Here is a 25,724-nt window from a genome sequence, read left to right as displayed (position 1 = left end):
TACCGCGCCCCCGATCATTCAGAACACCCGCCACAAGAGTTATCACCGACGAACGCCCTTCGAGAGGCCATATCCAGGGACGACTTCTCTCGCCTCGCGAAGCTGGACTTCGCAAGCGGGGTCGTACTCACAGACAGACATCTCGCACCAAGGGAAACCATTGATTTCCCTCGTCTTCATCCAGAAAGGACGGAAGTGCGTTACCCCTTCAACTTACCCCCGGCGCGGCGGAGATCAACGCTGATTCGAGTCGAGATTCGCACTTAAATTGATTGACTCCAGCAAACCTCGGCAGGGCTTGGGAAAATGGCGATTTCGCCTCAATCGAGAACCAGAATCCGTAAGCGTGACTTAGGAGCAGACAGCAAGACGGCGAGGGAGCTTGCGCTTCCTCGCCGTTGAATTTCTTGCATTCTTTTACGAAACGCCCGTTACAGGCCCTCCGTAGCCGTCACATTGCGCCGTTTGACGAAGCCGTGAAGACCCGTCCGAGCGCCGTGCGAAATCAGGCGGCCGACAGCTTCTTCAGCTGGGCGGCCAGACGGCTGACCTTGCGCGAGCCGGTGTTCTTGTGAACGACGCCCTTGGACACGGCGCGCATCAGTTCCGACTGGGCGGTGATGAAGGCGGCCTTGGCGCTTTCCACGTCGCCGCCCGTGACGGCTTCCTGGAACTTGCGCAGGTAGGTACGGACGCGGGTACGGCGGGCCTTGTTCACTTCGGTCCGCGCTTCGATCTTGCGGATCGCCTTGCGGGCGCCTGCATTGTTGGCCATCGGGTAAAAACCTTCGAACGAAAACGCCGTAAACCACACGTCCACGGCGAGAAAATCTCAAGAGCGGGCGGCTATAGCGGAAAGCCCTCGGACGGTCAACGCGATCCCGCTGGAATTGAGTCGGGACCGGGGTTTGCGCCCCATATCATCCGGCCCCGACATGGATTCAGCGGCCGGTGAAGGCGGGTTTGCGCTTCTCGACGAAGGCGGCCATGCCTTCCTTCTGATCGTCGAAGGCGAACAGGGAGTGGAACAGGCGGCGCTCGAACACCACCCCTTGCGCCAGGGTCGTCTCGAAGGCGGCGTTGACCAGCTCCTTATTGGCCATGACGGCCAGGATCGACTGGCCGGCGATCTTGGCGGCGGCCGCGCGCGCCTCGTCCAGCAGGGCGTCGGCCGCCACAACGCGCGAAACCAGGCCCGAACGCTCGGCCTCGGCCGCGTCCATCATCCGGCCGGTCAGGCACATGTCCATCGCCTTGGCCTTGCCCACGGCGCGGGTCAGGCGCTGCGAGCCGCCGATGCCGGGCGCCACGCCCAGGTTGATCTCGGGTTGCCCGAACTTGGCCGTGTCCGAGGCGATGATGAAGTCGCACAGCATGGCCAGTTCGCAGCCGCCGCCCAGGGCATAGCCCGACACCGCCGCGATGATCGGCTTGCGGAAGCTCGCCACCCGGTCATGGGCGCGGGCGAAGAAGTTGCCGCGATACATGTCGGCATAGGCCTGATCCGCCATCTCCTTGATGTCGGCGCCGGCGGCGAAGGCCTTCACCGAGCCGGTCAGGACGATGCACCTGACGGAGTCATCGTCGGCCACGCTCTCCAGGAAGTCGCCCAGTTCGCCGGTCAGGGTGGTGTTCAGCGCATTCAGCGCCTCGGGCCGGTTCAGGGTGACGACCGCATAGCCGTCGGCGTGGCGTTCGATCAGCAGGGTGGAATAGGCGTCGGCCATCAGGCGCTCCTCTACATCGTTGAGCGGAGGTCTAGCGCCTCAGCCCTCCCACTGGAACACCTCGCCGATCTCGACGCCGAAGACCTGGGCGATGCGGAAGGCGGCCTCCAGGCTGGGCGAGTACTTGCCCTGCTCCATGGCCACGATGGTCTGGCGCGTCATGCCGATGCGCGCGGCCAGATCGGCCTGGGTCATCTCGTTGGCGTGAAAGCGCAGTTCGCGGATGCGGTTCTTTATAGGAGGCGGCGCCTTGCCCATCACCGCCCCCGCTTCAGCAGGGCCAGCGACAAGGCCCAGCGCGCCAGTTCCGACAGCATGATGCAGCCCAGCACCGCATTGGCCAGCACCACCAGTCCATTGCCCGGGATCATCCACCGCGCCAGCCCCTCGGGCTTCACGCTGCCCCAGAAGCCGACGCCGTAGGCGACCGCCGAGACCGTCACCAGCAGGCCGATCAGCAGCATCAGCGAGACATGGCTGGCCTGCAGCGTCGCCACGCCCTCGCGCTCGTCGCGCGCCCGGCGCTCGGCCTTGGAGGTGGTCAGCATGGCCAGGGCCGTCAGCCCGCTTTCCAGCACCACCACGGCGATCAGGCCGAGCACGAACAGCCCGCCCATGTCAGCGGCGAAGTCCGTCTGCTTCAGTCCTCCGGCCAGCATGCGCTCGCCGAATCGCCAGGCGTAGGCGCCCCAGACCACCAGGCCGGCGACAATGGCGACCCACAGGTGTTTTTCGCGAAAGGTCATGACGCGCTCCTGACTGCTGTCACGGAGAAAAGTCACATCATACTGACACGATGTCTATTATTTTTTACATTAAGTCGAAATTTTACGACAAATCACCGCTTCTGACAGACGGAGCAGAAGAAGGTCGAGCGGCCGCCCTGGACGATGCGGCCGACCACGCCGGAGCAGCCTTCAGTGCGGCACGGCTCGCCCTCGCGGCCGTAGACGTCGAAGCGATGCTGGAAATAGCCCTGACCACCCTCGACATTGGCGAAGTCCTTCAGGGTCGAGCCGCCCGCCGCGATGGCGTCGGCCAACACGTTGCGCACCTCGACCGCCAGCCGCTCCAGCCGGGGGCGGCTGACCTTGCCCGCCGCCGTCAGGGGCGAGATGCGCGCCCGGTACAGCGCCTCGCACACATAGATGTTGCCCAGCCCCGCCACGATGCTCTGATCCAGCAACGACACCTTGATGTTCTGGGCCTTCCCCGCGAAGGCCTCGACCAGATGCGCGCCCGAGAAGGCGTTGCCCAGCGGTTCCGGCCCCAGCTTGGCGAACCAGGCGTGATCCGCCACCCCTTCGGTCGGAATCAGGCCCATGAAGCCGAAACGCCGCGCATCGGCATAGCCCAGCCGCGTCAACACCCCGCTCCGGTCCGCCGTCAGGCTCATATGCTCATGCTTGCCCACGAGCGGCGCCTCGGTCTCGAACACGCCCGGCGCGACGCCTTCCAGCGTGAACCGCCCCGTCATGCCCAGATGCGTCACCCAGGTCTCGCCGGTCGACAGGGGGAACAGCAGATACTTGGCCCGTCGGTCCAGCCGCAGCACCGTCGCCCCGTCCAGGCGCTCGATAAAGCGCTCCGGGAAAGGAAAGCGCAGGTCCGCCCGATTCTGGCGCGGCGCGGTCAGACGCGCGCCTTCCAGCACAGGCTCCAGGCCGCGACGGACAGTTTCGACTTCGGGCAATTCGGGCATGGATGCAGAGGTAGCGGCTGAAAGGACGTCAGAGAAGAGGCGCGCCCCGTTGTCACGGCCCGGCTTTCAGGCTTAGCCTCCCGGCAAATTCACGAGGCTACCGCATGACGGACAAACCCGCCGGAACCGGCAAACGCATCGAACTGACGATCCGCGCCCTGATCCTGGGCTGCGTGCTGGCGGCGGTCTTCACGGCGGCCAACACCTATCTGGGCCTGAAGGTCGGCCTGACCTTCGCCTCGGCCATTCCGGCGGCGGTCATTTCGATGGCCCTGCTGCGGGCGTTCCGCGGCTCGACTATCTGGGAGAACATGACCGTCCAGACCGTCGCCTCGGTCGGCGGCTCGATGAGCGCCATCATCTTCGTCCTGCCCGGTCTGGTGATGATCGGCTGGTGGATGAACTTCCCCTTCTGGGAGTCGGTGATGATCTGCGTGCTGGGCGGGGTGCTGGGGGTGACCTTCTCCATTCCCCTGCGCCGCACCCTGGTCGTCCAGGGCGGCCTGCCCTACCCGGAGGGCGTCGCCGCCGCCGAGGTGCTGAAGGTCGGCTCGCCCGGCGCGGAGCAGACCGAGGAGGCCGTGCGCGAGAACAAGTCCGGCCTGTTCGTGGTCATGGGCGGGGCGATCACTTCAGCCTTCTTCGGCTTCCTGGCCGCCGCCCGCGTCTTCGCCCATGAAACCACCGCCTTCCTGCGCCTTCCGGCCGCGATGGGCGGCGGGGCGACCGGCGTCGGCTTCTCCATGCAGTTCGCTCTGCTGGGCGCCGGCCACCTGATCGGCCTGGCGGTCGGCCTGACCCAGCTGTTCGGCCTGATCCTGGCCTGGCTGATCTTCGTGCCCATCCTGACCTCGCCCGAATTCGTCGCCTGGGCCGCCGCCAACGGCGTGCCGTCCATCGCGGCCGGGGTTCCCGCCGAAGCCGGCGCCGAGGGCCTGGCCATGAGCGTCTGGGCCCAGGAGGTCCGCTTCATCGGCGCCGGGGTCATCGGCGTCGCCGCCCTGTGGACCCTGGCCAAGCTGGCCAAGCCCCTGGTCGCGGGCCTGGCCTCGGCCATCTCCGCCCAGGCGCGCCGCGCCCACGGCGAGACGCTGGAACTGGCCGAGCAGGACATTCCCATCAAGCTGGTCGGCCTGATCTCCGTCGCCGCCCTGGTCGGCATCGCCGTCCTGCTGGCCGTCGTGGCCCAGGGCACCAGCCTGGCCGGATCGGCCCCGCTGCTGGTGATCGGCGGCCTGGTCTATGTCGTGGTCATCGGCTTCGCCGTGGCGGCCATCTGCGGCTACATGGCCGGGCTGATCGGCTCGTCCAACAGCCCGGTGTCCGGCGTCGGCATCCTGGCCATCATCATCGCCTCCCTGCTGATGCTGGGCGTGCTGGCCATCGCCGGGGTGCCCGCCGATCCGTCGATCGTCGCCTTCGCCCTGATCGTCACCGCCGTGGTCTTCGCCGTGGCCGTGATCGCCAACGACAACCTGCAGGACCTCAAGACCGGCCAGCTGGTCGAGGCCACGCCCTGGCGTCAGCAGACAGCCCTGCTGGTCGGCGTCGTCGCCGGCGCCCTGGTTATCCCCTTCGTGCTGGACATGATGAACCAGGCCTTCGGCTTCGAAGGCGGCCCGCCCGCCATCGTCCAGGGCTCGCAGACCCTGGCTGCGCCACAGGCGACCCTGATCTCGGCCCTGGCCAAGGGCGTCATCAGCGGCGACCTGCGCTGGGACCTGATCGGCATCGGCGCCGTGGTCGGCGTTCTGGTCATCATCCTCGACGTCATCCTGCGCCGCACGACCAATGATAAGATCAAGCTGCCGCCGCTGGCTGCGGGCATCGGCGTCTATCTGCCGGCCGCCGTCACCACCATGCTGGTCATCGGCGCGGTCTGCGGCTGGCTGTACGACCGGGCGGTCAAGTCGACCCGCTACGCCGATGTGGCCCGCCGCATGGGCGTGCTGCTGGCGTCCGGCCTGATCGTGGGCGAAAGCCTGTTCGGCGTCTTCACCGCCGCCGTCATCGTCGGCACCAAGAAGGAGGCGCCCTTCGCCCTGCTGCCCGCCGACAGCGGCTGGCCCGCCATGTGGGCCGGTCTGATCGCCTTCGCCGTCCTGACCTACGCCCTTTACGCCTGGGTGCGCCGCCGCTCGGCGCAGGTCTAAGCCGAACTAGAGGGCGGCGGCGAAGGCTTCCGCCGCCCGACTGGCGCTGCGCTCGCGGTGGCGCAGCCGATAGAAGGGCCGCTCGGGCAGATCCAGCGGCAGACGAACCAGCCGCCCCGCCTCGATCAGGGGTCGGGCGGCCAGTTCCGAAATCGCTGTCACCAGCCCGCCGCCTTCTCCTGTGCTGGCCGCCACCGCCGTCAGGATCGCCTCATTGGACGGCAGCACCAGCGCCGTCTTCAGGTCCGATGCGGCCATACCGCGCGGCAGGGCCGCCTCGAACTCGCTGCGGGTGCCCGAGCCCGCCTCACGCAGGGCCCAGTCCAGCGCCTTAAGGTCCGACGCCGCCAGAGGCCCGTCCCGATCCGCCAGCGGATGACCCGGCGCCGCCACCACGATCAGCCGGTCGGCGGCGATGCGCGTCCGCTCCAGCCGGGGCGCGTCCTCGGCGCCCTCGATCAGGCCCAGTTCCGCCTCGCCCGCCAGCACCGCCTCGACCACCTGATGGGTGTTGCCGATCGACAGGCGCAGTTCGATGCCCGGATGGCTCTGGGCGAAGGCGGCCATGCGCGGCGGAAGCCAATAGGCGGCGATGGTCTGGCTGGCGAACAGCCGCACCGAACCGCGCTTCAACCCCGCCAGTTCGTCCAGCAGCCGCTCGGCCGCCTCGGCCCGCGCCAGCACGGCCCGCGCCTCGGGCAGGAACGCCGTTCCCGCCGCGTTCAGCGCCAGGCCGCGCCCGACCCGGTCGAACAACCGCGCCCCGTGCCGCGTCTCCAGCGCATTGACCGCCGCGCTGACCGCCGACTGCGTCAGGTGCAAAGCCTCGGCCGCTCGCGTCATATGCAGACGCTCGGCCACGGCGACGAAGATGCGGAGTTGTTCCAGCGTCATACGTCATTGATCGATTAAATCGATCATTAAGTCCATAACTACGCGTTGGATCGATCAGATGGCGGAGCGGATAAGAACCGCATGACCGCCGCTCTCGACCATGCCGCTTCCTCTCGCCGCCTGACGGGCCTGGCGCGCCTGCTGCCTGGCGTCGCCCTATCGGCCGTGATCGGCGCCGTCGCCTATGGGCTGCAGATCGTCGAGACCCGGCTGTTCGCGCATCCATGGGTCGAGGGCCTGGTGCTGGCCATATTGATCGGGGCGGGACTGCGCCTGGTCTGGACGCCGTCGTCGCTGTGGACGCCGGGCGTGACCTTCAGCGCCAAGACCCTGCTGGAGGTCGCCGTGGCGCTGCTGGGCGCCACCGTCTCGGGCGCGGCCGTGGCGGCGCTGGGGCCTTGGCTGCTGCTGGCGATCGTCGGCGTAGTCGCCGTGGCCATCGTCGGCGGCTATGCGCTGGGGCGGGCGTTCAGCTTGCCGCACGCCATGGCCCTGCTGGTCGCGTGCGGCAACGCCATCTGCGGCAACTCGGCCATCGCCGCCGTCGCCCCCGTCATCGAAGCGGAGGGAGAAGACGTGGCCGCCGCCATCGGCTTCACCGCCGTGCTGGGTATCGCCGTGGTGCTGCTGGTCCCGGCCGTCGGGGCCATGATGGGCTATGACGCCACGCGGGTCGGGGTGCTGGCGGGCCTGACCGTCTACGCCGTGCCCCAGGTGCTGGCCGCCGCCGCCCCCGCCGGGATGGCCGCCGTCCAGACGGGCGCCGTGGTCAAGCTGGTGCGCGTGCTGATGCTGGGGCCGGTCTGCCTGATCCTGGGCCTCATGCGTTCAAAGCAGAGCGAAGCCGGGCGCGGACCCAAGCTGCATCAGATGGCGCCCTGGTTCATCCTGGTCTTCCTGGCCCTGATGGCCGCGCGCTCGCTGGGCTGGCTGCCCGAGGCGATCCTGCCGCCGCTGCAGGTCTCCGTCTCGGCGCTGACGCTGATCGCCATGGCGGCGCTGGGGCTGATGGTCGATCCGCGCGCCGTGGTCCGCGCCGGGCCGCGCGTGGCCGCCGTCGCCGCCTTGTCGGCCCTGCTGATCGGGCTGCTGGCGCTGGCGGTGATCGCCTTCCTGCCGCTGGGCTGACCCCTGGGGTCGCCCGCCTGCTGAACGCGATTACGCACTGGACTGGCGTTTTGGCCCGCATCCCTGTAAGAGGCGCCCCGAACCCTTCCCTTCTCTGCAACCTTCTTGCAGCGGCGCGGCCCATCCGTGACCGAACACAGTCCGCCCGAGCCCGAAATGAACCTGCGCAACATCGCCATCATCGCCCACGTCGACCATGGCAAGACGACCATGGTTGACGCCCTTCTCGCCCAGTCGGGCCTGTTCCGCGCCAATGAGGCGACCACGGAACGCGCCATGGACTCCAACGACCAGGAGCGCGAGCGCGGCATCACCATTCTGGCCAAATGCACCTCGGTGCTGTGGAACGGCAAGGCGGGCGAGACCCGCATCAACATCATCGACACCCCTGGCCACGCCGACTTCGGCGGCGAGGTCGAGCGCATCCTGGGCATGGTGGACGGCTGCGTTCTGCTGGTCGACGCCGAAGAGGGCGTCATGCCCCAGACCAAGTTCGTGCTGACCAAGGCCCTGCGCATGGGCCTGCGTCCCATCCTGTGCATCAACAAGGTCGACCGCGCCCACGCCGATCCGGACCGCGTTCTGAACGAGACCTTCGACCTGTTCGCCGCCCTGGGCGCGACGGACGAGCAGTTGGACTTCCCGGTCATCTACGCCTCGGGCCGTTCGGGCTGGGCCACGCTGGACCTGAACCAGCCGAGCGAGAACCTGCACCCGCTGTACGACCTGATCGTGGACCACGTTCCGGCTCCGGTCGCCCAGGCGCGCGTCAACGAGCCGTTCCAGATCCTGAACGTGCTGATCGAAAGCGATCCCTTCCTGGGCCGTCTGCTGACCGGCCGCATCCACTCGGGCAAGGCGGTTCCCGGCATGGCCATCAAGGCCCTGTCGCGCGACGGCAAGACCATCGAGCAAGGCCGCATCACCAAGGTGCTGGCCTTCCGCGGCCTGAAGCGTCAGCCGATCGATGACGGCGTCGAGGCCGGGGACATCGTGGCCATCGCCGGCATGTCGAAAGCCACCGTGGCCGACACCCTGTGCGCCCTGGAAGTGACCGAGGCCCTGCCGTCGCTGCCGATCGACCCGCCGACCATCTCGATGACCGTGGGCGTGAACGACAGCCCGCTGGCCGGCCGCGAAGGCGACAAGGTCCAGTCGCGCGTGATCCGCGACCGCCTGCTGAAGGAAGCCGAAGCCAACGTCGCCATCCGCATCACCCAGACGCCCGACTCCGACGCCTATGAAGTCGCCGGCCGCGGCGAACTGCAACTGGGCGTGCTGATCGAGAACATGCGCCGCGAGGGCTTCGAACTGTCGATCTCGCGTCCCCGCGTGGTCTATCAAACCAACGAGAACGGCCAGAAGCTTGAGCCGATCGAAGACGTCATGATCGACGTCGACGACGAATTCTCGGGCGTGGTTATCGAGAAGCTGTCGGCCCGCAAGGCCGAACTGACCGACATGGGCCCGTCGGGCGCCGGCAAGACCCGCATCCAGCTGAAGTGCCCGTCGCGCTCGCTGATCGGCTATCAGGGCGAATTCCTGACCGACACGCGCGGCTCGGGCGTGCTGAACCGCGTGTTCTCGCACTATGAAGAGCACAAGGGTGCCATCGAAGGCCGCCTGAAGGGCGTTCTGGTGTCGAACTCGGACGGCGACACCGCCGCCTTCGCCCTGTGGAACCTCGAAGACCGGGGCGTCATGTTCGTGAACGCCGGCGAGAAGACCTATCAGGGCATGATCATCGGCGAGAACAGCCGCTGGGACGACCTGGACGTCAACCCGATCAAGGGCAAGCAGCTGACCAACGTCCGCGCCTCGGGCAAGGACGAGGCCGTGCGCCTGACCCCGCCGCGCAAGATGAGCCTGGAACAGGCCATCGCCTATATCGAGGAAGACGAACTGGTCGAGGTCACGCCCAAGTCGATCCGCCTGCGCAAGGAAATCCTGAACCCCTCCTTCCGCAAGAAGCGCGTCCGCGCCGACTGATCCCGGCGACCAGCCGAAACGAAGAAGGCGGCCCCTGCGGGCCGCCTTTTTTGTGCGCGGTCGCTACTTCTTCAGCCCCAGCAGACCCAGCCAGCCGCCGCTGGTCAGCAAGGCCACGTCCAGCAGGGCCAGCGCCAGGGGCGTGGTCGTGGGAGCGGCGATGAATTTCGGCCGCCAGGCGGGACCGAACTTGGCCTTGTAGGCGCGCAGGCCCTGGAAGCCGTAGACGGCGCCCCCCTCCTCGAACACCAGGGCGCCGACGCGCGCGAAGACCGGCGCCATGCGGCGATCCTCCAGACCCGACAGGGGCGCCATGCCCAGGTCCAGCCGGTCCATGCCCTGCTCGCGCGCCCACTGGGCCGTGCGGGTGAACAGATAGTCCATGACCCCATGCGGCCCCTCGGGATCATGACGCATCAGGTCGATCATCGCCTCGCGCCCGCCGGCCCCGACCAGAAGATTGGCGAAGGCGACGATGCGGCCGTTCTCGCGCACCACGGCCAGGGGCTGGCGATCCAGGTAGTCGATGTCGAACCGGCCCAGGGAGAAGGCCTTCTCCGAGCCGTTGTGGTGCTTGAGCCAAGCGTCGGACACGGCGCGCAACTCGGCCTCCAGCGCCCGCGCCGCGCCCGGCGGCGCCACCTCGAAGCTTGCCCCCTCACGCTCGGCCCGGTTCACGGCGGTGCGCAGGTTCTGCTTGCCCTTGCCCTCGGTCGTGAAATGGGCGGCGTCGATCACCGCCGCCTCGCCCACCTTGCGCATGGCCAGGCCCAGGGTCGCCAGGTCGGCCAGAAGCCCCTCGCTCACCGAATAGAAGACCGCCGCCCCGCCATAGCTGTCGGCCATCTCGGCGAAGGCCCATAAAAGCTCCAGCCGCTCTTCCTTCAGCCCGGCCGGTTCGCTCATGGCGATCCAGCGGCGGCCGCGCACGCGATAGGCGATGAAGCTGCGGCCCGAGGGGCTGAACAACAGGGCCTTGTCGCCCAGCAGGGCCAGGCTCGCCTCGGGCGTGGCGATCTCGGCCGTCTCCAGCGCCTGCCGGGCGCGATCGACGTCGGCGGGGGCCGCCGGGCCGTGGCTGCGGGCGCCCGGCGCCGTCAGCAGGGAGCGCACCCCGACCGCCAGGGTCAGCAGGGCCAGCACAGCCCCGGCGCGCAGGAAGCCCGAGGCCTGCTTGTCGACCAGGAAGGTCCACCACAGCTCGTCCGTATAGGCCGTGTCGCGATAGGCGAAGAGGCCCAGCCACAGCATGGCGGCCACCGCCGCCGCCAGCATCAGCAGCCAACCGGGCCGCAGCGGCTCGCCCAGACGCGAGCGCCGGTTGAAGGCCGACCGGCACGGCGTCAACAGGGCCGCCGCCAGGGTCAGCTCGATCGCCTCCTCCCAGTCCAGCCCCTTCATCAGCGAGAAGACCGCCCCGACCAGCAGGACGCCCAGCGCCGCGTAATAGGCCCCGCGCCGACGCCGCCACAGCCCCGCCGAGATCAGCAGCAGGACGAAGCCGGTCACGCTCGCCGCGAAGTGGGACAGGTCGATCAGCAGCGGCGGATAGAAACGCCCGAGCGCGCTGAGCCGATCGCTGAAGGCGGGCGTCACCGCCGACAGCAGCATCACCCCGCCCAGCAGGAAGGTGGCGACCGCGAACATCTGCGGCGTCAGCTCATAGGCCAGCCCCGCCAGTCGACGCGTGATCCGCCAAGGGTCGTGTTTTGCGCTCGGTTTGGTCAATCAACCTCCGAAGAGCAAGAATCGGTCGTTTGGGGCAAGTAGAAGGTCATTTCGGGGCAGGTGAAACCATCAGAGATCACGGGGGTTCATTTTTTCGCGAGCGCCGGGCTCGCCCTTTCAGGAGTTTCTCATGATCCGCAAGACCGCCCTGCTGACCGGCATCGCCGGCGCCTTCCTCATCGCCGCCCCTGCTTTCGCCCAGGACGCCACGACGCCGCAGACGCCCGAACCGGCTCCCGCTGAGGCGGCCGCGGCTCCCCAGAGCCTGACCCTCACGCCGGGCTCGACCGTCAAGGGCAGCGACGGCGCCGAGATCGGCAAACTGGTCGGCGTCCAGAACGGCGCCAACGGTCAGGAACTGACCGTCCGCACCGCCGATGGCCAGGTTCGCCCGGTGCCGCTGGCCGGCATCCGTCAGGACGGCGCCGACATCGTCGTCGACGCCAGCGCCTCGGACATTCAGTCGGCCGCTCCGATCGCCTCGGACACGGCTGAGCCGACCCCGGACGCCGCGGCTGACGCCCCCCCGGCCGACGCGCCGCTGGCCGATGAGCCGACCAGCGACGAACCGAACGGCGACGAACCTCACTAAATCGTCTGGTTCGACGGCAAAAGGGGCGGCCCGAGGGGCCGCCCCTTTTTTCTTGTTCGATAAGGCGCCGATCAGCTCCGCCGCTTCACCAGGCCGAGCAGGAACAACAGAACCACCGCGCCGATGGTGGCGACGATGACGCCGACGATCCAGTTACCCGCCGCGTCCACCCCCAGCAGATTGTTGGCCAGGAACCCGCCAATCAGGGCGCCGACGACGCCGACGATCAGATTGGTGAGCAGGCCGTGATCCCGCTTCATGATCTTCTCCGCCAGCCATCCGGCGACGATGCCGATGATGATCCAGGCGATAAATCCAAATCCACCCATGCTTCTCTTCCCTTCCTGAAAAGCTGACTGCCTTGGCCGTAATGCGCGGGCGGGCGTCGGGTTGCGCCTTCGCCTCAGCCTCTCGCCTTTGGGGCGAAAACGGCACGCCGCTTGCGACGCGCCTTGGCGTCCGTGCCGATCCGGCACAGGCCGAGGAAGACAGGAGAGTCGTCATGCCCGCCGAGATCGACCTTCACCTGGGTCGTCGCCTGCGCCGCCGTCGCCGCCTGCTGGGCCTGACCCAGCAGCAGTTGGGCGACCGCATCGGCATACGGTTCCAGCAGATTCAGAAGTACGAGTGCGGCGCCAACCGCATCTCGGCCGCCCGCCTGTGGGAACTGGCCGAGGCGCTGCAGACGCCGGTCAGCTATTTCTACGACGGCGCCGGCGAAAGCCCGGACAGCGGTCAGCCCCGCCCCGACGCGCCGCTGGCCGCCGCCGCCTGATCGCCTTCCCGGCTCAATGAGCCCTTGATTCAATGAATTTTGGGCCATCGCGCTCCGGGCGGTGTATGGCCGGGGCATGACCGAGCTGGAAACCTTCGCCGTCGAACTGTCGCATGAGGCCGCGCGCGTCGCCCTGCCCTTCTTTCGGGGCGACTTCCTGCAGGAAGACAAGGGCGGCCCCGGCGCCTTCGACCCTGTCACCGAGGCCGACCGCGCCGCCGAGGCGGCCATCCGCCGCCTGATCGCCGCCCGCTATCCCGACCACGGCGTCATCGGCGAGGAATACGGCGAGGACCGGCCCGACGCCGACCACGTCTGGGTGCTGGATCCGATCGACGGCACCCGCGCCTTCATCGCCGGCCTGCCCCTGTGGACCACGCTGATCGCTCTACGCCAGGACGGCGTTCCCGTGATCGGCGCTGTCGGCCAGCCCTATCTGGGCGAGGTCTTCCTCGGCGGCCCCTCGGGCGCGCGGTTGTTAAAGGACGGCGCGGAAACCCCGCTGAGAACCCGCGCCTGCCCCGATCTGGGCCAGGCCGTGATCGCCACCACCGATCCCGAGGTCTTCGTCGGCGACGACCGCGCCGCCTGGGACCGCCTGCGCGCCGCCGCCCGCCTGGCCCGATTAGGCTGCGACGGCTACGCCTACGCCATGGTCGCGGCCGGACGCATCGACCTGGTGGCCGAAAGCGAGCTGAAGGTCTGGGACTGGTCGGCGCACAAGCCTCTGGTCGAGGCGGCGGGCGGCCGCTTCACCGACTGGCGAGGCGGGTCGCCGCACGCCGCCGACGGCCGCGTCCTGGCGACCGGCGACGCGCGCCTGACGATCCAGGCCCTGCCCCTGCTCGGCGTCGTCTGAGCGATCAGGTCGGTTCGGCGGTCCGCGCGGCCGGAGAGGCCGACGGCGCGGCGGCGCCCGGCGCCACATAGTCGGCCAGGGCGTCGAACTCGTGCAGGAAGACGCCGCGCAGGTCGTCGACCTCCATGATGACCTCATGCCTGGCCGCCGGAACCTCGACGTAGCGGCCTCGGCCCATGCGCCGGGCGGCCCAGCGGTTGGTCTGCTTCCAGACCTTGTCGTCCTCAGCCGCCTGAACCACGCAGACGGGGATCTTGACCCCCTTCAGCGCGCGCGGCTTCAGCGCCCGCTCGCCCGCGTCCAGGGCGAAGGCCAGCCAGCCCCAGGTCGGGCCGCCGATGGCCAGGTGCGGGCAGGCGTAGAGCTGTTGCCGCCACAGATCGTAGCGCGCCTGGTCCGACGTCAGGCCGTCCGTCTCGAAGGTGTGGTCGAAGGGATCGTCCGGGTCGTCCAGCACATAGTCCCCGGCCTTGCCGTGGCGCAGCGCCCAGCGCACCGCCAGCTTGACCGTCCACATCGACCGCTTGCCGGTCTTGATCCGCAGCATGGGGCTGGACAGGACGGCGCCGGCGAAACGCGTTTCGTCGCCTTCCAGCGTCAACAGGTTCAGGGCGCCGCCCATCGAATGGCCGACCATGATCCACGGCTTGGGCGCGCGCGCCTCATAGGCGTCCAGCAGGCGGGCGTAGTCATCGAGGAATTCCTCGACCGCGCGGGCGTGGCCGCGCAGGCGGTCGGGCAGCAGCCGCGCCGACAGCCCCTGGCCGCGCCAGTCGTGCGCCAGAACGCAGAAGCCGCGCGCCAGGAAGTTGCCGATCAGCTCGAAATACTTCTCGATCGGCTCGGTGCGGCCGGGGCTGAGAATGACCGTCCCGCGCGGCGTCTTGGCCTGCAGGGTCGAGGGCGTCCAGAAACCGGCGCGCAGGCGCAGACCCCCGGCGCCGCGGAACCAGTCGCCCTCGCCCCCCGGCGGGCTGGCGGCGCCGGGCACCCCCATCAGGGGCGCATGGGCGGCGAAGGCGGCGGTGCGGTTCACTCGGGCTTCCTGAACTTCAGCGTCATGCGGTCGCTCTCGCCGATGGCGTCATACTTCGCCCCGTCGAACTCGGGGTCGGCCGGCTGGCCCAGCGGCGCCGTCAGGCGACGCGGCGGCAGGGTCTCGACGCCGAAGGGGTGATCCTTGGTGTCGGCCGGATTGGCGTTGATCTCGGACGCCTCGACAAAGACGAAGCCGGCCTCCTGGGCCAGCTGTTTGACGAAGGCTTCCTGCACATAGCCGTTGGCGGCGGCCGGATCCTGATCCTCGTCCGGCTGCAGGCGATGCTGCTCGATCCCCAGGATGCCGCCGGGACGCAGGGCGGCGAAGGCGTCGGCGAACGCCTTTTCCGCAATGCCCGCCGCCATCCAGGCCTGAATATAGCGCATGAACAGCACCATGTCGGCCGTCCCCGCTGGCGCCACGGGCGGCGAGCCGGGACCGAAGGCGGGGAACTGCACCGGGCCGTACAGCTTCTTGTCGGCCAGGATGCGGGCCTTCAGGGCGTTGTTGATGGCGACCTGGGCCGGATCGGCGTTCGGCCCCTCGACGAAGCCCGCCAGATAGAGGGCGCCGCCGCCCTTGTTCAGATAGGGGGCCAGAATCTCCGCATACCAACCGCTGCCGGGCCAGAAGTCGATCACCGTCATCTTCGGCTGAAGCCCGAAGAAGCGCAGGGTCTCGACCGGATGACGCCAGACGTCGCGCGCCTTGTCTTCCGCCGTGCGCCACGAACCGGCGACGGCCCACTCCAGCGAGCCTTCGGGCGGGCCCTTCGGCGCTTCGGGGGCAGCGGGCGTCGGCGCCTCTTCCTTGCGGCCGCAGGCGGCCAGGCCGAACAGCGGCGTGATCAGGGCCAGGGCGCTCGCGCCGGTCAGGACGGATCGCCGTGTCGATCGTTCTGTCATGCGCGTTTCCTCTCGCCGCCGGATGTCTTCGCTTGGGGCTTAAGGCGCTTCTGCGCCAGCGTCAAAACCACGCACTGCATTGTCATCGCGGCCGTCAATCCGCAGCGTGAGGCTTGCGGAAACGCAGGGTCATGCGATCGCTTTCGCCAATGGCGTCCAGCGCCGTCCGCTCATCCGCCGTCAAGGTCCGGCCGTCGCGTTCCGAGGTGCGCGTGGGCTTCAACGTCCACACGCCGAACGGGTGGTCGCGGTCATCCTTGGGGTTGGCGTTCAGCTCGCTGCGGGCCTCCAGCTCGAAGCCGGCGCGGCGGGCGGCGTGGATGACCCAGCTCTCGGGCACATAACCGTTCGGCGCGGTCTCCGTCACGTTCAGCCCCTCGGCCGCGCGATGCTGTTCGACCGCCAGCACGCCGCCGGGTTTCAGCGCCGTGAAGAAGGCCGCCAGATAGGGCTCGGCTCGGCCGTCGCGCGACCAGTTGTGGAAGGCGCGGGCCACCACGACCATGTCCGCCGTCCCGTCCTCGACGCCCATGCCCTCGGTCGGGCGGTTGACCGGGACGTAGCGCCCGCCGGTCGCCGCCGCATAGGGCTCCAGAATGTTGCGCCACCAGCCGGCGCGGCCCGGCTCGATCTCCACCACCGTCAGACCCGGCTGCAGCCCCCAGAAGGTCAGGGTCTCGAACGGGTGGCGCTCGCCGTCACGGGCGCGGTCGGCCTCGGGCCGGGTCGTCGCGGCCACGGCCGCCTGCAGCGCCGCATCCTCGGAGAAGCTCGGCATCTCCATCGACAGGCCCTGCCGATGCGGCAGCGGCGCGGCGTCCGGAGGCCCCGACTGCGCCAGAACCGGCGAGGCGAGAACAAGCGCGGCGACGGCGCTGAGGGCGAAGGTTCGCATGACGGGCTCCGGTCGATCCAGGACGACGAAGGTAAAACCCATACGGCGCTTCGCGGCGACGGCAAGGCGCCGATGCGGCGAGCGACGATTTCGCGCGCCCCTTGCGCCGGAAAAACGACCTCCTACCTCTTCATCCGAGAGCGCCGATCCCGGGCTCTCCAGACCCGACGGGGCCGATTTCGGACCGGCGGGACTGAAACCCTCCGTCGTCCGGGGCCAAATCGCCGGACGGCTCAACCTTGCTGAATGTCAGAAGGATGACCCATGCGTACCTATGATTTCTCGCCGCTGTACCGTTCCGCCGTCGGCTTCGACCGCCTGGCCCGCCAGCTGGAAAGCGCCGCGCGCTCCAGCCAGGAGAACGGCTGGCCTCCCTACAACATCGAGACGACCGGCGAGGACGCCTATCGCATCGAGATCGCCGTCGCCGGTTTCTCGGCCGACGAGCTGAACATCGAGGCGAAGGAGAACCTTCTGACCGTCACCGGCAAGAAGGCGGCCAACGACGACGGCGCCCCCCAGAAGACCTATCTGCATCGCGGCCTGGCCGAGCGCGACTTCGAGCGCCGCTTCCAGCTGGCTGACTATGTGGTGGTCAAGGGCGCGGCCCTGGCCAACGGCCTTTTGACCATCGAGCTGAAGCGTGAACTGCCCGAGGCCCTCAAGCCCCGCAGCATCGAGATCGCCACCAACTCGCCCCTGATGGAAGGCAAGGTCGAGACCAAGGCCAAGAAGGCGGCCTAAAGGCCTTTTGCTTGACTGAAAAGTCGAAGGGGCGGCGTTCGCGTCGCCCCTTTTTCGTGCGCTGTTCCTAGGCCGCGTGCAGATCCACCGGGTCCAGCCCGCGCGCGCCGTTCGTCTGGGCGCCGGTGAAGTCGGTCTGCTTGGTCTGGGCCCCGTGCAGGGTCGCCCGGCTCAGGTCGGCGTCGACCATCACGGCGCGGCGCAGGTCCGCGCCCGTCAGGTCCGCGCCGCGCAGGATCGCCCCCGTCAGATCGGCGGGCAGCAAGCGATCCGCCGCCAGCATCAGCGGCCCCAGTTGAGCCTCGCGCAGGTCCGACCCGTTCAGCCGCGCCCGCGTCAACCGCGCGCCGCGCAGATCAGCCCGGCGCAGATTGGCCGAGCGCAGGTCCGCGCCCTCCAGTTGCGCGCCCTGAAGCTGCACCCCCTCCATGTCCAGGCCATAGAAGACCGCCCCCTTGGCCGACAAGGCCGTCAGGTTCAGCCCGCGAATGGTCACCAGCGGCCGCAGATCGACCCCGTCGAACACCGAGGGCTGGCCCTCGGCTCCGCCCGTCTCGCACCATTGGGCGTGGTCGCGCAGCATCTCGGCGGCGGGCATCTGGCTGACCGGCTCGCCCGCCGGGCGATTGTCCACCAGGGCGCCGTCCATATTGGCCCCGTCCGTCCGCCACATGGCGGCCTTGACCCCCACCAGGATGGCGTCGCTGAGATCCGCCCCCGACAGGTCGGCGCCCGACAGGTCCGCCCCGGCCAGATCGGCGCCGCGGAAGCTGGCCTGTTTCAGATTGGCCCGGACCAGCTTGCAGTCCTTCATGATGGCGTCGGTGAAATCGGCGGCCACGGCGACGACGCCGGTCATGCGCGAGCGTTGCAGATTGGCGCCCGCCAGCACGGCGCCCTGCGCCTGGGTGTCGGCGCGCTTCCTCGCCTCGACGACGCGGAAGCCCAGCTTGGCGTCCTTGGCGGCGATGGTGCCTTCGCGCAGGTCGGCCTCGAACAGGTCGGCCCCCGACAGGTCCGCGCCGCGCAGGCAGGCCCCGCGCAGGTCCGCCCGGCGCATGCTGGCGTCGATCAGGGTCACGTCCTGCATGTCCGCGCCGAAGAAGTTGGCGTTGTCCAGCTTGGCGCCCGTCAGGTCGCAGCCGATCAGACAAGCCGCCGTGAAGTCGGCGTCCGCCAGGTTGCGGCCGCGCAAGGAGACGCCCGACAGGTCCATCCAGGCGAAGACCGCCCGCGCCCCGCCCGGCCGCGCCTGCCACAGGCGGTCGTGCTTCAGGCAAACGGCGTCGACCTCTTCCTGAGTCAGCTTTCTGCGGACGGGTTCGACGGCCTCGCTCATGGCGCCGATCATGGCTTACGTCGGATTAAGGAAGCTTTGCGGAAACAACCGTTTTCGCGTCGTTTCCGCCCGCCGGACCCTCGACCTATTCCGTCAGCAGGCCCTGCGCGCGCAGGGCCTCGGCCAGTTCGCCTTCCTGGGCCCACAGGCGGGTGTAGCCCGCCTCGCCCAGCCGGTTCAGCTCGGTCGTCAGATCGGCGCGCGGAGAGGCGGCGAACCGCCCGTCGAAGCCCGCCCCGTCAGCGCTGACGCGCACCATCGGGCGGCCCGTCTCCAGCCGGTGCAGGAAGCCCTCGCTCAGAACCGAGGCCGCTTCGCACAACAGACCCGTCTCGACCATCAGGCCCGACTGGCGCAGCCGCTCCGTGCCCCGGCCCGAGGCGAAGGGCGAGGGGTCCAGCGCGGCGATCACCACCCGCTCGATCCCGGCCTCGGCCAGGAAGTGGGCGCAGGACTTGCGTCCCGACGAGCGGGCGCCGCACGGCTCCAGCGTCACATAGGCGGTCGCGCCCTTCACGGCCTCGCCCGCCTCGGGCACGGCCTGCTCCTCGGCGTGAGGGCGTCCGCCCGGCGCCGTCGCCGCCTCGGCCAGCACGACCCCGTCCTTGACCAGGACGCAGCCGACCGCCGGATTGGGCCAGGTCTCGCCCATGCGGCTGAGGGCCAGATCGATGGCCCGCCGCATGAAGACGGCGTCGTCCGCCGCGCCGCTCACGCGATTTGCGGCAGGGGCTGCGCCCGCCCCTCATCCAGATAGCGGGCGGCGACCGGCTTCAGCGCCGCGTCCAGATCGATCTCCAGCGGGTTGCCGGTCGGGATCTCGACATCGACGATCCGGTCGTCCGGCACGGCGAACAGCAGTTTGACGATGGCGCGCAGGGAGTTGCCGTGGGCGGCGATCAGCACGTCCTCGCCCGCCTTCAGGCGCGGGGCGATCTCGGCGTCCCAATAGGGCTGCACCCGGTCCAGGGTGGTCTTCAGGCTCTCGGTGTCCGGGATTTCCTTGCCGGCGTAGCGAGGGTCGGCGTCGAAATCGAACTCGCCGCCCGGCGCCATAGGCGGCGGCGGCACGTCATAGCTGCGGCGCCAGACCTTGACCTGGTCCTCGCCGTGCTTGGCGGCCGTCTCGGCCTTGTCCAGCCCGGTCAGGCCGCCGTAATGGCGCTCGTTCAGGCGCCAGTCCTCGATCACCGGCACGTCCTTGAGGCCCGCCGTGTCCAGCGCCAAAGCGCCCGTGCGCTTGGCCCGCTTCAGCACCGAGGTGAACATGACCGCAGGCTTGAAGCCCGCCTCGGCGATCAGCTCGCCGCCGCGCCGCGCCTGAGCCTCGCCCTCCGCCGTCAGGTCGACGTCGACCCAGCCGGTGAAGCGGTTTTCAAGGTTCCATTGGCTCTGGCCGTGGCGCAGCAGGATCAGGCGGGTCATCAGGGTCTCCGGGAACATCCGTATCTGGGTTTCTCGCTAGGCCCCCGACGCAGGGGCGGTCAAGGTTTCGCCGCTCGATGAAATCATCCAATGACGCGGCGCAGCGATAACAAGGGTCGCGCGTTGTGGCCTCTCGAGCAGGGTGAGGCTATAGGCCGAGGACGCACTGCGGCCCATCTAGGAAGACTTATGCAAAAGCCCCGTCAGGACATCCGCCCCAACACCGCGGAGTATGAAACCCTGCCTCTGGTCAAGCCGACCGGCTTTCGCGAATACGACGCCCGCTGGATTCTGGAAAAAGAAATCAACCTGCTGGGCATTCAGGCTTTGGGCCTGGGCCTGGCCACCTATGTCCACGAGATCGGCCAGACGCCGAAGATCGCCGTGGGCCATGACTTCCGCGGCTATTCCCTGTCGGTGAAGCAGGCGCTGATCCTGGGCCTGCTGGAAGGCGGCATGGAGGTGCTGGATATCGGCCTGGCCCTATCGCCCATGGCCTACTACGCCCAGTTCGCGCTGGACTGCCCCTGCGTCGCCATGGTCACCGCCAGCCACAATGAGAACGGCTGGACCGGCGTGAAGATGGGCGCTCAGGCCCCCCTGACCTTCGGCCCCGACGAGATGGGCCGCCTGAAGGAGATCGTCCTGAACGGCCAGGGCGTCGCCCGCCCCGGCGGCAGGCTGGAGCGCGTCGAAGGCTTCCGCGAGACCTACATCAAGGACGTGGCGTCCAAGCTGAAGCTGTCCCGCCCGCTCAAGGTCGTGGCCGCCTGCGGCAACGGCACGGCCGGCGCCTTCGCCCCTGAGGTGCTGCGCCTGATGGGCGCCGAGGTGATCGAAATGGACACCGACCTCGACTACACCTTCCCCAAATACAATCCGAACCCCGAAGACCACGTCATGCTGGTGGCGATGGCGGAAAAGGTGAAGGAGACGGGCGCCGACCTGGCCCTGGGCTTCGACGGCGACGGCGACCGCTGCGGCGTGGTTGATGACACGGGCGAGGAGATCTTCGCCGACAAGATCGGCCTGATGCTGGCCCGCGACCTGTCGGCCATCCACCCGAACGCCACCTTCGTCGTCGATGTAAAGTCGACCGGCCTCTATAAGACCGACGCGGTGCTCAAGGCCAACGGCGCCACCACCGTCTACTGGAAGACCGGCCACTCCTACATTAAGCGCAAGACCGCCGAGCTGGGCGCCCTGGCCGGGTTCGAGAAGTCGGGCCACTTCTTCCTGTCGGGCGATCTGGGCCACGGCTATGACGACGGCCTGGTCGCCGCTGGCGCCGTGCTGGCCATGCTGGACCGCAACCCCGGCAAGTCGCTGTCGGAACTGAAGTCCGCTTTGCCCGACGCCTGGACCAGCCTGACCATGTCGCCGCACTGCGACGACGAGTTGAAGTACGACGTGCTGGCCAAGATCGTGAAGGAATACGAGGAACTGGCGGCCTCCGGCGGCTCGATCCTCGGCCGCAAGATCGTCGAGGCCATCACCGTCAACGGCGTGCGCGTCCATCTGGAAGACGGCTCCTGGGTGCTGGTCCGCGCCTCGAGCAACAAGCCTGAGCTGGTGGTCGTGGTCGAGAGCATGAGGTCCGCCGACGACATGCGCGACCTATTCCGCAAGGAAGTGAAGCCTCGCCTGGCCGCCCACCCGGAAATCGGCGCCTTCAACCAGGAAATCTGATTCCGGTTTGACCGGCGGCGGCGTCGTGGACGATGCTCGCCCCATGAACGACGCCGCCGCCTCCCTCCCCGTGGTCATCGTCGGCGGCGGGTTCTCCGGCGCCATGCTGGCCGCGCGACTGGCCGAGGCGGGCCAGGCCTCAGTCCTGATCGAGCGCGGCGAACAGGTCGGTCTCGGCGTCGCCTATTCCACGCCGCTGGACGACCACCGGCTGAACGTCCGCGCCGAGCGGATGAGCGCCCGCGCCGACCGGCCCGCCGACTTCGCCGACTGGTTAGCGGTCCACGCGCCCGCCTTCGCCGATCCGAACGGCTTCGCCCCGCGCCGCCTCTACGGCCTCTATATACTGGCCCGTCTGGCCGAGACCGACGCGGCCCATCCCGGCCTGATGCGCCGCGTGAGGGGCGAGGCTGCGCGCATCGAGGGTGAGAGCGTCATCCTCGCCGACGGCGCCCGCATCCCCGGTCGCGCCGTGGTGCTGGCCACCGGCAACCCGCCCCCGCGTCCCGCCGTTGCGGGCGAAGACCCCCGCCGCATCGCCGATCCGTGGCGTCCCGACGCCCTGACCGCCGTCGCGCCTGAGGACGACGTGCTGATCCTCGGCTCGGGCCTGACCATGGTCGACGTCGTCCTGGCGCTTCAGGCCCAGGGCTGGCGCGGTCGGGCGACGGTCGTGTCGCGGCGCGGCCTGCTGCCTCTCGCCCACGGCACCCATCACGACGCTCCGATCGACCTGCCGCCCGAGGCGCTGGAGGGCGCCCTGTCGCGCCGTCTGGCCGTCGCGAGGACGCTGGCGAATGCGCACAGCTGGCGACGGGTCATGGAAGGCTATCGCCCCATCACCACCGAACTGTGGCGCGCGGCGACGACCGCCCAGCGCGGCCGCTTCCTGCGCCATCTGCGCCCCTGGTGGGACGTGCGCCGTCATCGCATCGCCCCCGAAATCGCCGCCGTGCTGGAAGGGCTGGAAGCGGCGAACCGCCTGACCGTCGTCGCCGGCCGCGCCCAGGCGACCGCGACCGGCGATCGAAACGCGCGCCTTACCGTCCGTACACGGAATGGCGAGACTCAAGCGCTCTGCGCCGCTTGGCTGATCGACTGCACCGGCCCCGGTCACGACGCCGCCCGCGCGCCCCTGACGGCCGCCCTGATCGCCGAAGGCCGCGCTCGCATCGATGCGGTCGATCTCGGCCTCGACCTCGACGCGGAAAGCCGCGTCATCCACGCCGACGGCGCCGCCGACCCCAGCCTGTTCGTACTCGGCCCGCCCGCCCGCGCGGCCTTCTGGGAGACCATCGCCGTGCCGGACATCCGCCAGCGCATCGAGGCCCTGGCCCGCATCCTCGTCGGTTGACGCGAGCCGCTCAGACGAACGGAACTTCCAAGGCTTGGCGCCTTCCTCTCCGAGACTTAGCGTCTGGCGGGCCCTTCCTGGGTCGGCTATCACCGAGACAGGAGAGGAAACACAAAAATGAACCGTCACCGCATCCGCGTACTTGGGGATCGCACCCTCGCGCCTGAAACCCTGATGATGGGCTACGGCTATGATCCGACCCTGTCTGAGGGCGCGATCAAGGCGCCGCTGTTCCAGGCCTCGACCTTCGTCTTCAAATCGGCCGAGGACGGCAAACGCTTCTTCGAAGTCGCCTATGGCCTGCGCCAGCGCGACCCGGACGAAGCCCTGGGCCTGATCTATTCGCGCATCAACAATCCGAACCTTGAGATTCTGGAAGACCGTCTCGCCGTCTGGGACAAGGCCGACAAGGCCCTGGTCTTCTCCAGCGGCATGGCCGCCATCTCGACCGCCATGCTGGCGCTGGTGCGGCCCGGCGACGTCATCGTCTATACGGCCCCGGCCTATGGCGGCACCGAATACCTGTTCGACCGCATCCTGCCCCGCTATGGCGTCAAGGCGATCAGCGTCCCCGCCGCCGAGGGCGCCGACGCCCTGGACGCGGCCATGATCTCCGCCGCCGCCGAGGCGAAGGCGACGGGCGGGCGCCTGGCCGCCGTCTATCTGGAGACCCCCGCCAACCCGACGAACCAGCTGGTCGATATCGCCCGCGCCGTCGCCGGCGCCCAGGCCTTGGGTCAGGCCGAAGCGCCTGTCATCGCCGTCGACAACACCTTCCTCGGCCCCCTGTGGCAGAGCCCGCTGGAGCTGGGCGCCGACCTCGTCCTCTATTCCCTGACCAAATACGTCGGCGGCCATTCGGACCTGATCGCGGGCGGCTGCATGGGCGGGGCGGACATCATGGCCCGCGTCGGCGAGATGCGGACCATCTGCGGCACGACCGCCGATCCGCACACCGCCTGGCTGCTGCTGCGCAGCCTGGAGACCCTGCACATCCGCATGGAGCGGGCGCAGGACAACGCCCTGATCTTGGCCGAACGCCTGCGCGCCGATCCGCGCGTCAGCGCCGTCCTGACCGCCGGCGGGCCGGACGCCTCGCCCGAACAGCAGGCGATCTTCGAGGCCCAGTGCAAGGGCTCCGGCTCGACCTTCTCGCTAGAGCTTCCCGGCGGCGAGGCCGAAGCCTTCCGCATGCTGAACGCGCTTCGCCTGTTCAAGCTGGCGGTCAGCCTGGGCGGCGCCGAGAGCCTGGCGTCCCACCCCTCCAGCATGACCCACTCGGACTATACGCCCGAAGCCAAGGCGCGCAGCGGCATCGGCGACAATCTGGTGCGCCTGTCGGTCGGCATCGAGAACGTCGACGACCTGTGGGCAGATCTGGATCAGGCCCTGTCCGCGACCTGAGGTCCTTTGCGGCGGGCGATCAGCCCGCCGCCTTCACCGCCTCGGCGACGTCATTGACCACCCGCTTGACCAGGGCCTCGTCGTCGCCCTCGGCCATGACGCGGATCAGCTTCTCCGTGCCCGACGGGCGGACCAGCAGACGGCCCGAGCCGTTCAGCGCCGCCTCGGCCTCGGCCATGGCGGCCTTGACCTTGGCGTCCTCCAGCGGCTTGCCCGCGGTGTAGCGAACGTTCTGCAGCAGTTGCGGCACCGGCTCGAACTGACGGGCCAGCTCGCTCATCGGGGCCCCGGCCTCGACCAGGACGGCCAGCACCTGCAGCGCCGCCATCAGGCCGTCGCCGGTCGTGGCGTGGTCCTTCAGGATGATGTGGCCCGACTGTTCGCCGCCGATGTTGAAGCCGCCTTCGCGCATCCGCTCCATGACGTAGCGGTCGCCGACCTTGGTGCGCTCTAGCGTCAGGCCCTCGGCTTTCAGGCGGCGCTCCAGCCCCAGGTTGGACATGACGGTGGCGACCACGCCGCCACCGGCCAGCCGTCCCTTGCGCGCCCAGGCCAGACCAACAAGGGCCATAATCTGGTCACCGTCGACCACTTGCCCCTTTTCGTCGCAAATGATGACCCGGTCGGCGTCGCCGTCCAGCGCAATGCCGATGTCGCAGCGATAGCGCTTCACCGCCTCCGACACCGTGGCCGGATAGGTCGATCCGCACTCGGCGTTGATATTCAGACCGTTCGGCTCCACCCCGACCGGGAAGACCTCGGCGCCCAGTTCATAGAGGGTGGTCGGCGCCACGCGGTAGCCCGCGCCGTTGGCGCAGTCGATGGCGATCCGCAGGCCCTTCAGGCTCAGCCGCTTGGGGAAGGCCTGTTTGGCGATCTCGATGTAGCGCGGCGGGGCGTCGTCGATGCGCTTGACCCGGCCCAGCTTGTACGACGGCGCCAGATCCCGATCCAGGGCCCCGTCCATCATGGCCTCAATCTGAAGCTCGATCGCGTCCGACAGCTTGTAGCCGTCCGGCCCGAACAGCTTGATGCCGTTGTCGGCATAGTCGTTGTGCGAGGCCGAGATCATGATGCCCAGATCGGCGCGCATCGAGCGCGTCATCATGGCCACGCCCGGCGTCGGCAGAGGGCCGAAGGTGCGCACGTCCATGCCGACCGAGGCCAGGCCCGCCACCAGGGCCGGCTCGATCATGTAGCCGGACAGGCGCGTGTCCTTGCCGATCACCACCAGGTGGCGGCGGTCGTCGTCGGTACGAAACAGCTTGCCCGCCGCCAGCCCAACCCGCAATGCGACCTCGGCCGTCATTGGATAGGTGTTGGCCCGGCCGCGAATGCCGTCGGTGCCGAAGTATTTTCTCTCGCCCAAGAGGCCGTCCTTCG

General features: G+C 68.9%; 24 protein-coding genes and 1 pseudogene. 10 read left to right on the top strand and 15 right to left on the bottom strand.

Annotation, left to right across the window (positions count from 1 at the left end):
• Nucleotides 1-505: 505 nt before the first annotated feature.
• The 5 genes from rpsT to mutM all read right to left on the bottom strand — a co-directional run bounded on the left by rpsT (nucleotide 506) and on the right by mutM (nucleotide 3,429).
• Nucleotides 506-775: a 30S ribosomal protein S20 gene (gene rpsT, locus AC3IPP_RS17455; RefSeq protein ID WP_025978008.1), complete on the bottom strand. Its 270-nt coding sequence runs from the start codon at nucleotides 773-775 to the stop codon at nucleotides 506-508.
• 166 nt (nucleotides 776-941) lie between these two features.
• Nucleotides 942-1,727 carry an enoyl-CoA hydratase gene (locus tag AC3IPP_RS17450; RefSeq protein ID WP_087141775.1) on the bottom strand — a complete coding sequence of 262 codons (786 nt, stop codon included), beginning with the start codon at nucleotides 1,725-1,727 and terminating at the stop codon, nucleotides 942-944.
• A gap of 39 nt (nucleotides 1,728-1,766) precedes the next feature.
• On the bottom strand, nucleotides 1,767-1,985 hold the full coding sequence (locus tag AC3IPP_RS17445) for a helix-turn-helix transcriptional regulator (protein ID WP_400541486.1): 219 nt from the start codon (nucleotides 1,983-1,985) through the stop codon (nucleotides 1,767-1,769).
• Nucleotides 1,985-2,473 carry a hypothetical protein gene (locus AC3IPP_RS17440; protein ID WP_489149862.1) on the bottom strand — a complete coding sequence of 163 codons (489 nt, stop codon included), beginning with the start codon at nucleotides 2,471-2,473 and terminating at the stop codon, nucleotides 1,985-1,987. Before AC3IPP_RS17440 ends, AC3IPP_RS17445 begins: the two co-directional genes overlap by 1 nt.
• Nucleotides 2,474-2,565: 92 nt before the next feature.
• Nucleotides 2,566-3,429: a bifunctional DNA-formamidopyrimidine glycosylase/DNA-(apurinic or apyrimidinic site) lyase gene (gene mutM, locus AC3IPP_RS17435; protein ID WP_489149861.1), complete on the bottom strand. Its 864-nt coding sequence runs from the start codon at nucleotides 3,427-3,429 to the stop codon at nucleotides 2,566-2,568.
• A gap of 104 nt (nucleotides 3,430-3,533) precedes the next feature.
• On the opposite strand from mutM, the gene AC3IPP_RS17430 reads away from it, so the two are divergent.
• Nucleotides 3,534-5,582 carry an OPT family oligopeptide transporter gene (locus AC3IPP_RS17430; protein WP_489149860.1) on the top strand — a complete coding sequence of 683 codons (2,049 nt, stop codon included), beginning with the start codon at nucleotides 3,534-3,536 and terminating at the stop codon, nucleotides 5,580-5,582.
• A gap of 6 nt (nucleotides 5,583-5,588) precedes the next feature.
• On the opposite strand, the gene AC3IPP_RS17425 is transcribed toward AC3IPP_RS17430, so the two are convergent.
• Nucleotides 5,589-6,476: a LysR substrate-binding domain-containing protein gene (locus AC3IPP_RS17425; protein ID WP_489149859.1), complete on the bottom strand. Its 888-nt coding sequence runs from the start codon at nucleotides 6,474-6,476 to the stop codon at nucleotides 5,589-5,591.
• An 81-nt stretch (nucleotides 6,477-6,557) separates the two neighbouring features.
• Here AC3IPP_RS17425 and AC3IPP_RS17420 point away from each other — a divergent pair, with 81 nt between their 5' ends.
• Both AC3IPP_RS17420 and typA read left to right on the top strand, forming a co-directional pair.
• Nucleotides 6,558-7,604 carry a YeiH family protein gene (locus AC3IPP_RS17420; protein WP_489149858.1) on the top strand — a complete coding sequence of 349 codons (1,047 nt, stop codon included), beginning with the start codon at nucleotides 6,558-6,560 and terminating at the stop codon, nucleotides 7,602-7,604.
• A gap of 156 nt (nucleotides 7,605-7,760) precedes the next feature.
• Nucleotides 7,761-9,593 carry a translational GTPase TypA gene (gene typA / locus AC3IPP_RS17415; RefSeq protein ID WP_087141782.1) on the top strand — a complete coding sequence of 611 codons (1,833 nt, stop codon included), beginning with the start codon at nucleotides 7,761-7,763 and terminating at the stop codon, nucleotides 9,591-9,593.
• 63 nt (nucleotides 9,594-9,656) lie between these two features.
• Here typA and AC3IPP_RS17410 read toward each other — a convergent pair whose 3' ends face one another.
• Entirely contained in the window at nucleotides 9,657-11,321 is a 1,665-nt protein-coding gene (locus AC3IPP_RS17410; RefSeq protein WP_489149857.1) for a GNAT family N-acetyltransferase, read from the bottom strand.
• A gap of 130 nt (nucleotides 11,322-11,451) precedes the next feature.
• Here AC3IPP_RS17410 and AC3IPP_RS17405 point away from each other — a divergent pair, with 130 nt between their 5' ends.
• Nucleotides 11,452-11,913 (top strand): superoxide dismutase, encoded by a 462-nt coding sequence (locus tag AC3IPP_RS17405; RefSeq protein ID WP_489149856.1) that lies wholly within the window; start codon nucleotides 11,452-11,454, stop codon nucleotides 11,911-11,913.
• Nucleotides 11,914-11,984: 71 nt separating this feature from the next.
• On the opposite strand, the gene AC3IPP_RS17400 is transcribed toward AC3IPP_RS17405, so the two are convergent.
• Nucleotides 11,985-12,242 carry a GlsB/YeaQ/YmgE family stress response membrane protein gene (locus tag AC3IPP_RS17400; RefSeq protein WP_087141785.1) on the bottom strand — a complete coding sequence of 86 codons (258 nt, stop codon included), beginning with the start codon at nucleotides 12,240-12,242 and terminating at the stop codon, nucleotides 11,985-11,987.
• A gap of 173 nt (nucleotides 12,243-12,415) precedes the next feature.
• Here AC3IPP_RS17400 and AC3IPP_RS17395 point away from each other — a divergent pair.
• Nucleotides 12,416-12,637 (top strand): annotated as a pseudogene (locus AC3IPP_RS17395) (helix-turn-helix domain-containing protein); the annotation flags it as partial.
• Between the two features lie 127 nt (nucleotides 12,638-12,764).
• Nucleotides 12,765-13,547, top strand: a complete 783-nt coding sequence (gene hisN, locus AC3IPP_RS17390) for a histidinol-phosphatase (protein ID WP_489149855.1) — start codon at nucleotides 12,765-12,767, stop codon at nucleotides 13,545-13,547.
• A 4-nt stretch (nucleotides 13,548-13,551) separates the two neighbouring features.
• On the opposite strand, the gene AC3IPP_RS17385 is transcribed toward hisN, so the two are convergent.
• The 3 genes from AC3IPP_RS17385 to AC3IPP_RS17375 form a co-directional block, all read right to left on the bottom strand.
• Entirely contained in the window at nucleotides 13,552-14,583 is a 1,032-nt protein-coding gene (locus tag AC3IPP_RS17385; RefSeq protein WP_489149854.1) for an alpha/beta fold hydrolase, read from the bottom strand.
• Entirely contained in the window at nucleotides 14,580-15,491 is a 912-nt protein-coding gene (locus tag AC3IPP_RS17380; protein WP_489149853.1) for a class I SAM-dependent methyltransferase, read from the bottom strand. The genes AC3IPP_RS17385 and AC3IPP_RS17380 overlap by 4 nt, the downstream gene beginning before the upstream one ends.
• Before the next feature lie 94 nt (nucleotides 15,492-15,585).
• Entirely contained in the window at nucleotides 15,586-16,386 is an 801-nt protein-coding gene (locus AC3IPP_RS17375; RefSeq protein ID WP_489149852.1) for a class I SAM-dependent methyltransferase, read from the bottom strand.
• Between the two features lie 264 nt (nucleotides 16,387-16,650).
• Here AC3IPP_RS17375 and AC3IPP_RS17370 point away from each other — a divergent pair, with 264 nt between their 5' ends.
• A complete protein-coding gene (locus AC3IPP_RS17370) occupies nucleotides 16,651-17,130 on the top strand; it encodes an Hsp20 family protein (protein WP_489149851.1) in 480 nt (159 codons plus the stop codon).
• Nucleotides 17,131-17,197: 67 nt separating this feature from the next.
• On the opposite strand, the gene AC3IPP_RS17365 is transcribed toward AC3IPP_RS17370, so the two are convergent.
• The 3 genes from AC3IPP_RS17365 to gpmA all read right to left on the bottom strand — a co-directional run bounded on the left by AC3IPP_RS17365 (nucleotide 17,198) and on the right by gpmA (nucleotide 19,894).
• Nucleotides 17,198-18,469, bottom strand: coding sequence for a pentapeptide repeat-containing protein (locus AC3IPP_RS17365; RefSeq protein ID WP_489149850.1), 1,272 nt, complete (start codon nucleotides 18,467-18,469; stop codon nucleotides 17,198-17,200).
• An 85-nt stretch (nucleotides 18,470-18,554) separates the two neighbouring features.
• Nucleotides 18,555-19,184: a bifunctional diaminohydroxyphosphoribosylaminopyrimidine deaminase/5-amino-6-(5-phosphoribosylamino)uracil reductase RibD gene (locus tag AC3IPP_RS17360; RefSeq protein WP_489149849.1), complete on the bottom strand. Its 630-nt coding sequence runs from the start codon at nucleotides 19,182-19,184 to the stop codon at nucleotides 18,555-18,557.
• Nucleotides 19,181-19,894, bottom strand: coding sequence for a 2,3-diphosphoglycerate-dependent phosphoglycerate mutase (gene gpmA, locus AC3IPP_RS17355; protein ID WP_489149848.1), 714 nt, complete (start codon nucleotides 19,892-19,894; stop codon nucleotides 19,181-19,183). The genes AC3IPP_RS17360 and gpmA overlap by 4 nt, the downstream gene beginning before the upstream one ends.
• 189 nt (nucleotides 19,895-20,083) lie before the next feature.
• On the opposite strand from gpmA, the gene AC3IPP_RS17350 reads away from it, so the two are divergent.
• The 3 genes from AC3IPP_RS17350 (at nucleotide 20,084) to AC3IPP_RS17340 (ending at nucleotide 24,341) form a co-directional block, all read left to right on the top strand.
• Entirely contained in the window at nucleotides 20,084-21,583 is a 1,500-nt protein-coding gene (locus AC3IPP_RS17350; RefSeq protein ID WP_489149847.1) for a phosphomannomutase/phosphoglucomutase, read from the top strand.
• A gap of 43 nt (nucleotides 21,584-21,626) precedes the next feature.
• Nucleotides 21,627-22,937: an FAD/NAD(P)-binding protein gene (locus AC3IPP_RS17345; protein WP_489149846.1), complete on the top strand. Its 1,311-nt coding sequence runs from the start codon at nucleotides 21,627-21,629 to the stop codon at nucleotides 22,935-22,937.
• 117 nt (nucleotides 22,938-23,054) lie between these two features.
• Nucleotides 23,055-24,341: a cystathionine gamma-synthase family protein gene (locus AC3IPP_RS17340; protein ID WP_489149845.1), complete on the top strand. Its 1,287-nt coding sequence runs from the start codon at nucleotides 23,055-23,057 to the stop codon at nucleotides 24,339-24,341.
• A 19-nt stretch (nucleotides 24,342-24,360) separates the two neighbouring features.
• Here AC3IPP_RS17340 and glmM read toward each other — a convergent pair whose 3' ends face one another.
• On the bottom strand, nucleotides 24,361-25,710 hold the full coding sequence (gene glmM / locus AC3IPP_RS17335; RefSeq protein WP_489149844.1) for a phosphoglucosamine mutase: 1,350 nt from the start codon (nucleotides 25,708-25,710) through the stop codon (nucleotides 24,361-24,363).
• Between the last annotated feature and the right edge of the window lie 14 nt (nucleotides 25,711-25,724).

It is taken from the genome of Brevundimonas sp. KH_060, from assembly GCF_057838275.1.
This window is presented reverse-complemented; position numbering and strand designations above follow the sequence as displayed.

Excerpts from the sequence above, each read along its gene's own strand:
- rpsT (WP_025978008.1), bottom strand. The coding sequence starts at position 775 with ATGGCCAACAATGCAGGCGCCCGCAAGGCGATCCGCAAGATCGAAGCG.
- AC3IPP_RS17450 (WP_087141775.1), bottom strand. The coding sequence starts at position 1,727 with ATGGCCGACGCCTATTCCACCCTGCTGATCGAACGCCACGCCGACGGC.
- AC3IPP_RS17445 (WP_400541486.1), bottom strand. The coding sequence starts at position 1,985 with ATGGGCAAGGCGCCGCCTCCTATAAAGAACCGCATCCGCGAACTGCGC.
- AC3IPP_RS17440 (WP_489149862.1), bottom strand. The coding sequence starts at position 2,473 with ATGACCTTTCGCGAAAAACACCTGTGGGTCGCCATTGTCGCCGGCCTG.
- mutM (WP_489149861.1), bottom strand. The coding sequence starts at position 3,429 with ATGCCCGAATTGCCCGAAGTCGAAACTGTCCGTCGCGGCCTGGAGCCT.
- AC3IPP_RS17430 (WP_489149860.1), top strand. The coding sequence starts at position 3,534 with ATGACGGACAAACCCGCCGGAACCGGCAAACGCATCGAACTGACGATC.
- AC3IPP_RS17425 (WP_489149859.1), bottom strand. The coding sequence starts at position 6,476 with ATGACGCTGGAACAACTCCGCATCTTCGTCGCCGTGGCCGAGCGTCTG.
- AC3IPP_RS17420 (WP_489149858.1), top strand. The coding sequence starts at position 6,558 with ATGACCGCCGCTCTCGACCATGCCGCTTCCTCTCGCCGCCTGACGGGC.
- typA (WP_087141782.1), top strand. The coding sequence starts at position 7,761 with ATGAACCTGCGCAACATCGCCATCATCGCCCACGTCGACCATGGCAAG.
- AC3IPP_RS17405 (WP_489149856.1), top strand. The coding sequence starts at position 11,452 with ATGATCCGCAAGACCGCCCTGCTGACCGGCATCGCCGGCGCCTTCCTC.
- AC3IPP_RS17400 (WP_087141785.1), bottom strand. The coding sequence starts at position 12,242 with ATGGGTGGATTTGGATTTATCGCCTGGATCATCATCGGCATCGTCGCC.
- hisN (WP_489149855.1), top strand. The coding sequence starts at position 12,765 with ATGACCGAGCTGGAAACCTTCGCCGTCGAACTGTCGCATGAGGCCGCG.
- AC3IPP_RS17380 (WP_489149853.1), bottom strand. The coding sequence starts at position 15,491 with ATGACAGAACGATCGACACGGCGATCCGTCCTGACCGGCGCGAGCGCC.
- AC3IPP_RS17375 (WP_489149852.1), bottom strand. The coding sequence starts at position 16,386 with ATGCGAACCTTCGCCCTCAGCGCCGTCGCCGCGCTTGTTCTCGCCTCG.
- AC3IPP_RS17370 (WP_489149851.1), top strand. The coding sequence starts at position 16,651 with ATGCGTACCTATGATTTCTCGCCGCTGTACCGTTCCGCCGTCGGCTTC.
- AC3IPP_RS17365 (WP_489149850.1), bottom strand. The coding sequence starts at position 18,469 with ATGAGCGAGGCCGTCGAACCCGTCCGCAGAAAGCTGACTCAGGAAGAG.
- gpmA (WP_489149848.1), bottom strand. The coding sequence starts at position 19,894 with ATGACCCGCCTGATCCTGCTGCGCCACGGCCAGAGCCAATGGAACCTT.
- AC3IPP_RS17350 (WP_489149847.1), top strand. The coding sequence starts at position 20,084 with ATGCAAAAGCCCCGTCAGGACATCCGCCCCAACACCGCGGAGTATGAA.
- AC3IPP_RS17345 (WP_489149846.1), top strand. The coding sequence starts at position 21,627 with ATGAACGACGCCGCCGCCTCCCTCCCCGTGGTCATCGTCGGCGGCGGG.
- AC3IPP_RS17340 (WP_489149845.1), top strand. The coding sequence starts at position 23,055 with ATGAACCGTCACCGCATCCGCGTACTTGGGGATCGCACCCTCGCGCCT.